Source organism: Xanthomonas axonopodis, from assembly GCF_001304695.1.
Taxonomy (GTDB): Bacteria; Pseudomonadota; Gammaproteobacteria; order Xanthomonadales; family Xanthomonadaceae; genus Xanthomonas; species Xanthomonas axonopodis.
This window is the reverse complement of sequence record NZ_JFAQ01000047.1, coordinates 1-7,339: the sequence shown is the minus strand read 5'-3', so window position 1 is coordinate 7,339 and position 7,339 is coordinate 1. Positions and strand designations below refer to the sequence as shown.

6 protein-coding genes and 1 pseudogene are annotated in these 7,339 nt (G+C 61.3%); 6 read left to right on the top strand and 1 reads right to left on the bottom strand.

Annotated features, from left to right (window positions below; genetic code table 11):
* Nucleotides 1-223 (top strand): transposase (locus XAXN_RS04905; RefSeq protein ID WP_342364468.1); only part of this gene is annotated, 223 nt, incomplete at its 5' end.
* 94 nt (nucleotides 224-317) lie between these two features.
* On the opposite strand, the gene XAXN_RS04900 is transcribed toward XAXN_RS04905, so the two are convergent.
* Nucleotides 318-1,376 (bottom strand): NAD(P)-dependent alcohol dehydrogenase, encoded by a 1,059-nt coding sequence (locus XAXN_RS04900; protein WP_054318716.1) that lies wholly within the window; start codon nucleotides 1,374-1,376, stop codon nucleotides 318-320.
* Nucleotides 1,377-1,683: 307 nt separating this feature from the next.
* On the opposite strand from XAXN_RS04900, the gene XAXN_RS04895 reads away from it, so the two are divergent.
* From XAXN_RS04895 to XAXN_RS04875, 5 genes and pseudogenes are all read left to right on the top strand, one after another.
* Complete coding sequence (locus XAXN_RS04895) at nucleotides 1,684-2,757, top strand: glycoside hydrolase family 5 protein (protein ID WP_054318715.1); 1,074 nt, start codon at nucleotides 1,684-1,686, stop codon at nucleotides 2,755-2,757.
* A gap of 239 nt (nucleotides 2,758-2,996) precedes the next feature.
* Nucleotides 2,997-3,282, top strand: a pseudogene (locus XAXN_RS04890) (hypothetical protein).
* 129 nt (nucleotides 3,283-3,411) lie between these two features.
* The gene (locus XAXN_RS04885; protein WP_054318714.1) at nucleotides 3,412-4,464 is read left to right on the top strand and encodes a glycoside hydrolase family 5 protein; all 1,053 of its coding nucleotides are present in this window, start codon (nucleotides 3,412-3,414) and stop codon (nucleotides 4,462-4,464) included.
* A 630-nt stretch (nucleotides 4,465-5,094) separates the two neighbouring features.
* The gene (locus XAXN_RS04880; protein ID WP_054318713.1) at nucleotides 5,095-6,228 is read left to right on the top strand and encodes a glycoside hydrolase family 5 protein; all 1,134 of its coding nucleotides are present in this window, start codon (nucleotides 5,095-5,097) and stop codon (nucleotides 6,226-6,228) included.
* 299 nt (nucleotides 6,229-6,527) lie between these two features.
* Nucleotides 6,528-6,971 (top strand): PepSY domain-containing protein, encoded by a 444-nt coding sequence (locus XAXN_RS04875; protein WP_054318712.1) that lies wholly within the window; start codon nucleotides 6,528-6,530, stop codon nucleotides 6,969-6,971.
* The last annotated feature ends 368 nt before the right edge of the window (nucleotides 6,972-7,339 follow it).

Sequence of the window (7,339 nt, the reverse complement as noted above, 5' to 3'; positions counted from 1 at the left end):
CGCCCTTAAGCAGCGCGGCATCACTGCGCGGATTGCACGCAAGGGCATCGAACGCAACGACCAACTGGGCCAGCACCGCTGGGTCGTCGAGCGCACGCACGCTTGGTTTGCCGGCATGGGCAAGCTGCGTATCCGCTTCGAACGCCGCATCGATATCCACTTGGCGTTGCTCTCGCTCGCATGCTCCATCATCTGCTTACGCATGCTTCCTGGGTTTTGTTAGCCGCTCTAAGCCACCGGCGAAATAGCAGGAACTACTACCGTCTGCATCGGACAACGACGCAGACGGTAGCATTACAGCTCGACGCAATAACTAATCAGGCCGCCTTATCCAGCGTAGCCATATCGATCACAAAGCGGTACTTCACGTCGCTCTTGAGCATGCGCTCGTAGGCAGTGTTGATTTCGTCGGCGCGGATGGTTTCGATGTCCGAAACGATGTTGTGCTTGGCGCAGAAATCCAGCATTTCCTGGGTCTGGCGGATACCGCCGATCAGCGAGCCGGCCAGGGTGCGGCGCTTCATCACCAGGTTGAACACCGCCGGCGACGGGTGCGACTCCTCCGGCACGCCGACCAGCACCATCGCGCCGTCGCGCTTGAGCGCATTGAGGAACGGGTCCAGGTTATGCGGGGCGGCCACGGTGTTGAGGATGAAGTCCAGGGTGTTGGCCTGCGCCGCCATCTGCGCCTCATCCTTGGAGATCACCACCTCGCTGGCGCCCAGACGCATGGCGTCGGCGCGCTTGCTTTCGGAGGTGGTGAACAGCACCACCCTGGCACCCATCGCCTTGGCGATCTTCACCGCCATGTGGCCCAGGCCGCCGAGGCCGACCACGCCCACCTTCTGGCCCGGACCCACCTTCCAGTATGCCAGCGGCGAATAGGTGGTGATGCCGGCGCACAGCAGCGGCGCCACCGCGGCCAGGTTGTCGCTGTGGGTGATGCGCAGCACGTACTTCTGGTCGACCACGATATGGTCCGAATAGCCGCCGTAGGTGTTCTCGCCACCGCCGAACATCGGCCCGTTATAGGTGCCGGTGAAGCCCTGTTCGCAATACTGTTCTTCGCCTTCCTGGCAGGAGGCGCAGCTGCGGCAGCTGTCGACCATGCAACCGACACCGGCCAGGTCGCCGACCTTGAAGCCGGTGACCGCGTCGCCCACCGCCGTAACGCGGCCGACGATTTCGTGGCCCGGCACCGAGGGGTAGCGCGTGTTGTGCCATTCGTTGCGTGCGGTATGCAGGTCCGAGTGACACACGCCGCAGTAGGCGATCTCGATCTGCACGTCGTCGGGGCCGGGCGCGCGGCGTTCGAACACGAACGGGGCAAGTGGTTGATCGGCGGCCTGGGCAGCGTAGGCGTGGGCTGTGCTCATGGGAAAACTCCGGGGTGTTGCGTCATCGGCAAGGTGCGCCAACAACAGACGGAAAGGATCGATAGCTTAAAACGCGCGAAGGTCGCACTCCTGCGACAGTGCGTCTTACCTGGTCTCTTGCGACGCTACCACCGCGGCATGATGCGGCTGGCGCTTGTTCGCAGGCGATCAAATCCGCACGTGGCGCATGAATGGCGAGCTAACGTGCGAGCTTCTAGGCTCACGCAGCAGCTGATCGCCCTGCACCATCTCTACCGGCCGTGCCCTCCCCCTGCGGCCGCCCACGTCGATGCCGAAGGAGACTTCCATGTTCCGCACTCCCCCGCACTTCCCGCGCTTGCGCACCGCCGCGCTCGCTTTGACCTTGCTCGCTGCTAGTCCGTTAATCCAGGCCAAGGAGCCGGCTGGCCCGAAGAAGGAAACCGCCGGCCTGAAATATGTCGGCGTCAATCTATCCGGCGCCGAGTTCAACTCGCGCAAGAAGCCTGGCACCTTGTTCAAGGACTACACCTATCCTGCCGCGTCGGATTTCAGCTATTTCGCCGGCAAGGGCATGAATACGGTGCGCCTGCCTTTTTTATGGGAGCGCGTGCAGCCAGAGCTCAACGGCGATCTGGACAAGGCCCAGATCGGGCTGATCAAGAAATCGCTGGAGGCGGCGAAGGCCAACAAGCAGTTCCTGATCCTGGATCTGCATAACTACGCCACGTACAACGGCAAGCGCATCGGGACCAATGAAGTCCCCCCCGCCGCACTGGCCGATCTGTGGCGCCGGCTGGCGCTGGAGTTCAAGGACGACAAGGCGGTGATCTTCGGGTTGATGAACGAGCCCAATGGCATCTCCGCACCCGATTGGGCCAATGCCGCGCAGGGGGCGATCAACGCAATCCGCAAGACCGGCGCGAAGAATCTGATCCTGGTGCCGGGCACCGCCTACACCGGCGCGCACAGCTGGCGCAGCACCAGCTACGGGGTCTCCAACGCAAAGGCGCTGGAAATCCTCAGGGACCCGGGCAACAACCTGGCCTTCGAAGCGCACCAATACCTGGATAAGGACTACAGCGGCACCAAGCCAGTGTGCACCAGCGACTCGGTAGGCCAAGAAAAGCTGCAGGACTTCACCTCGTGGTTGCGCGAGAACAAGCAGAAAGGCTTTCTTGGCGAATTCGCCACGGCCAGCAATCCCGTCTGCGACAAGGCGCTGGAAGGCATGCTGACCTACATGGAAAAGAACGGCGACGTGTGGCTGGGCTGGACCTGGTGGGCTGCGGGTCACTGGTGGAAGCCGGACTATCCCTTCAACATACAGCCGGGCAAGGACGGCAGCGACAAGCCGCAGATGGCGATCCTGAGCAAGTACGCAAGCCGCGCCGGCAAGTAAGCAGCGGCGCAGGTATAGGGGTGTCGCAACCAGTGTTGCGGCCACTTTTTTGTGTCCATTGCCGTGCACCGCTTGGGGCAGCCTGCTTTGGAGAAGAGCAGGCCGCTGCTCGCTCGCCAGGCGGCGCAGAAGGCAGTGGCATTCCTGCGCCAGCTCAAGCGCCGCGTGTTGCCGATGCGCGCTCGTCGATGGCGTGCAACGGCCAGCTATCGAGCGCTTGCCATATCTCCCATGTGCTTGTGCAAACTGCAGTGAAACGCTGCCGTCTTGGCAACGCGCTGGTGCGATGCGCTCGCGCCACGATGCGTGGATGCCGCGCAAGCGGTCCCATCCAATACGCGCTATCGCATCTGCGAACGCACTACGTCTTCGCACTGCCTACCGCCGTCGTAGCAGGTCATGGTGTGTGCCACGCGTATGAAGCGTGTGCAAATGGTGCAGTACGTTCGGGCCATGCGTGCGCGCTCTAACACAAGAACTGCGTGTCACTGCACAGCTTGGCCGATTGATCCCTCCCAACCGTAGTTTGTGCGGGAGTATACGCCTAGTCTGGTGACGGACGCGTTGCTGTCTTACCTCGAACGAGCCCATGTCCATCTCAGCACGTCGTCCTTGCACACGTCTTTCGCACGCAGAAGTCTCAGGAGTTCCCCCATGAAATCCCCTACCACGCGTACGCGCCGGCCGCGTTGCCGCGCGCTGTCTCTCCTATTGCTTGCCGCCATGCCCCTCGCGCAGGCGCAAAGCACCACCGGCATGAAATATGCAGGCGTCAATCTTTCCGGCGCCGAATTCGAATCCTCGCAAATACCCGGCCGGCTCAACATCGACTATCGCTATCCGGCGGCCGATGAATACACTTATTTCGCAGGCAAGCGCATGAACACCGTTCGCTTGCCGATCCTGTGGGAACGGCTGCAGCCAAAGGCGGGTGGCGAGCTGGACCCGGCGCAGCTGGCGTTGATCCAGCAGGCGGTCGCCAACGCCAGGGCGGCCAACATGCACGTGATCGTGGATGTGCACAACTACGCCAAGCATTACGGCCATACCATCGGCAGCACGGAAGTGCCGATCAGCACCTTCAACGATCTGTGGCGCCGGCTGGCGATCGCCTTCAAGAACGACAACGCCGTGATCTTCGGACTGATGAATGAGCCTTACGGCATCAATCCGCAAGCATGGGCGACGGCCGCGCAGGCGTCGATCGACACCATTCGTAAGACCGGCGCCACCAACCTGATTCTGGTGCCGGGTGCGTTATGGACGGGCGCGCATAGCTGGTACTCCACGGTGGACGGGCAATCCAATGCAGTGGCGATGGCATCCATTCGCGACCCGCTCGATCGGTATGCCATCGAAGCGCATCAATACCTGGATGCCGATTCCAGCGGCACCAGCGGCGGTTGCGTCAGCGCCACGGTCGGGGTCGAGCGCCTGCGCAGCTTTACCGAATGGCTGCGCCTGAACAAAAAGCGCGGTTTTCTTGCTGAATTCGGCACCGGCAACACGGTCACCTGCAATCTCGCGCTCAACGGCATGCTTCGCTACATGGAATCCAACAGCGATGCGTGGATGGGCTGGACCTACTGGGCGGCAGGCGCATGGGTGAACAGGGCGTATCCGTTCAACGTGCAACCGGATGCGCAGGGGCGCGACAAGCCGCAGATGTCAATATTGGGCCCGCATGCGCGCCGGATTACCGATTAAGCGCGACCAACGCACGTAGCGAGTAGTCGTCAGGCAGGCGCGGATAGCGCGCAAACCACAACGCAGGTGGTCCACACCAAACGCCCGCCGCGCCCTCCTGACGCTTGCACGCCGGTGCTTTAGCTGCTGTCGCAACGACAGCGCTAGTCGAGGCGCGCGCTGGCGCAGCAGGCATCGTCACCACACACATCACGCTTCTATCCGGTACCGAGCACGCGCGTTCTACCGGGCTGAGCCTTACCGCGATTGGCCGCTCTCCTCGTCTTTTCTCGGAAAGATCGAGGCGGCCTATGTCCGTACCTCGGTGGCGGTTTCAATGCGGCATAACGTCATGGACATGACGTCAAGCAGCTGACGGCAGACGCTTCCATACGACGCAAAATCGACAGCATGGAAGAACGCATGCCGCACTTACGCAAACATCGTGCGATATCACGCGCTTTTGTGCGGCCTATCAATCTCAGCAACGCGCCTTGCAGAGTGTGACTGCGATGCAGTTCGCATATTGGCGCTGGACGACCACGCGCAGAAATTGGGCATGGCTGATGCATTGACTCAGACCGATGCAGCGCATCGCGCGCAACGCGCAAGCACTTATCTGCATCTTCCCGCCATCGAAGGAGTTGTGTCATGTCTGATGCATGTTTCTCGCTGCGCACGCTACTACGCTATACGCTGCTTTTCATCCTGTTTGGCAGCCTGCCGCAGGCCCACGCGCAGACGCGCGCGCTCACCTATGCCGGCGTCAATCTATCTGGTGCCGAGTTTGCATCTTCCGAAAAACCCGGTGTCCTCAACAAAGACTATATGTACGCGGCGGCCAGCGATTACACCTATTTCGCTGGCGTGGGCATGAATACCATTCGCCTGCCGATCCTGTGGGAACGGCTGCAGCCCGCCGCGAGAGGCGAGCTGGATCCGGCCCAGCTGGCGTTGCTGCAACAAGCGGTGGCACGCGCCAAAGCAGCCGGCATGTATCTGGTCATCGATATCCATAACTACGCCAAGTATTACGGCTACAAGATCGGCAGCCCGGAAGTACCGGTGGCCACGTTCACCGATCTATGGCGTCGTCTCGCACTGGCGTTCAACAGCGACAACGCGGTGATATTCGGGCTGATGAATGAGCCCAACAATATTTCGGCCAGCGCATGGGCCGGCGCAGCGCAGGCCGCCATCGATGCGATCCGCAGAACCGGTGCCAAGAACCTGATTCTGGTGCCCGGCGCATTGTGGACCGGTGCGCACAGTTGGTATTCCCCCACAACCGATGGCTACTCCAACGCCACCGCGCTGGCCTCCATCGACGACCCGCTCAATCGCTACGCCTTCGAAGTGCATCAATATCTGGACGCCGATTCCAGCGGCACCAGCCGTACCTGTGCAAGCAGCACCATTGGCGCCGAGCGTCTGCGCAATTTCACCCAGTGGCTGCGCACCAACCGCAAGCGCGGCTTTCTTGCCGAATTCGGCAGCGCCGACAATGCGGTGTGCAACCAGGCGCTGCAAGGCATGTTGAAGCACATGAAAACCAACGCAGATGTCTACCTGGGCTGGACCTGGTGGGCGGCCGGTTCGTGGTTCAGCACTACCTATTCGTACAACGTGTATCCCAATAAGGACGGTACCGACAAGCCGCAGATGAGGGTACTGTCGCCACAGGCTAAACGCGCCACGCGTGCATCGGTTGCTGCTGGCGCGGCGCGCACCTCTACTGCATCGACCTTGGCAAAAAGCACATCCGCTGCACGCATGACACGCTGATGCCAAACAAGCCGCCGCAAGGCGGCTTTTTTTTTTAAAAACGCACGCAGCGCACGTGGGCGCACGGCGTTGGTAGCGTGATGCATAAGCAGATTGCTGCGATTGCCATCGTGGATGAACACGTCGATGCGTGCTCAACCGCAACATCCGCTTCGATGTAAACATCGCGTGCATCGCAGGTGAGTGAGAGCCTGGGCGTTTCAGCTAACCGAACTTTCGTTGCGGCCGCTTGCACGTTTTCACCTGATGGCGATCGGCCGCCCTCCAGCATGAGCGCACTTCACTGCAGGAGTATTCCCATGACACAGCGATTGATGAAGACCGCACTGATCGGCGCGCTTGCCTTGGTGTCGCAGGGTGCGTGGGCACAGGCCGCCGACAAGCTGGCCAAGGCGCTTACCTCCGTCGAGGTCACCAGCATGCTCACCGCAAAGGGCTACACCAAGGTGCACGACGTCAAGTTCGAGCATGGCGTCTGGACCGCGGACGCGCGTAGCGGCGACGGCAAGGATGTGGACGTGCACATCGATCCGGTGACCGGCCGCGTCTATGGCGACCAGACCACCTCCAAGCTCAGCGAAGCCGACGTGCGCGCATCGCTCTCCACCGGCGGCTATGCCGATGTGCACGACCTCAAGTTTAAGGATGGCCTGTGGAGCGCCGATGCCAAGCGCAACGGGCAAAAGGTCGAGCTGCACGTGGATCCGGAAGATGGCCACGTGGTGAGCATGGATAACGACTGATTGCGCGTGCGTCGCTTTCGCCTGCCGGGTGGGTAGGGCAGGTTGCGTCGCAAAAGATGTGCCTTCGTGGCACGATTACGTTGCCACTATTCGCTGACGCATGACGTCAGTGCAGCAGTCGCTGATAGCGCAAGATCGCAGCGCCGCGCGGTTGACTGGCGATTGGATAGACGCCCCACATGACGCGACAACGCAAAAGGCCTCCGATGGGGGGCCTTTTGCGTTACAGATGGTTGTCAGCAATGGCGGCCGAGCTAGGGAAGCTCTGAACAAAGAGCCTGATCTGCGACAATCGATGAAGAACCAGAGCGGACGATTTCGATGCAGCTGAGCTTTGGCGATGGGGAGTACAACGGCAAGCGCAAGCG

Excerpts from the sequence above, each read along its gene's own strand:
- XAXN_RS04900 (WP_054318716.1), bottom strand. The coding sequence starts at position 1,376 with ATGAGCACAGCCCACGCCTACGCTGCCCAGGCCGCCGATCAACCACTT.
- XAXN_RS04895 (WP_054318715.1), top strand. The coding sequence starts at position 1,684 with ATGTTCCGCACTCCCCCGCACTTCCCGCGCTTGCGCACCGCCGCGCTC.
- XAXN_RS04885 (WP_054318714.1), top strand. The coding sequence starts at position 3,412 with ATGAAATCCCCTACCACGCGTACGCGCCGGCCGCGTTGCCGCGCGCTG.
- XAXN_RS04880 (WP_054318713.1), top strand. The coding sequence starts at position 5,095 with ATGTCTGATGCATGTTTCTCGCTGCGCACGCTACTACGCTATACGCTG.
- XAXN_RS04875 (WP_054318712.1), top strand. The coding sequence starts at position 6,528 with ATGACACAGCGATTGATGAAGACCGCACTGATCGGCGCGCTTGCCTTG.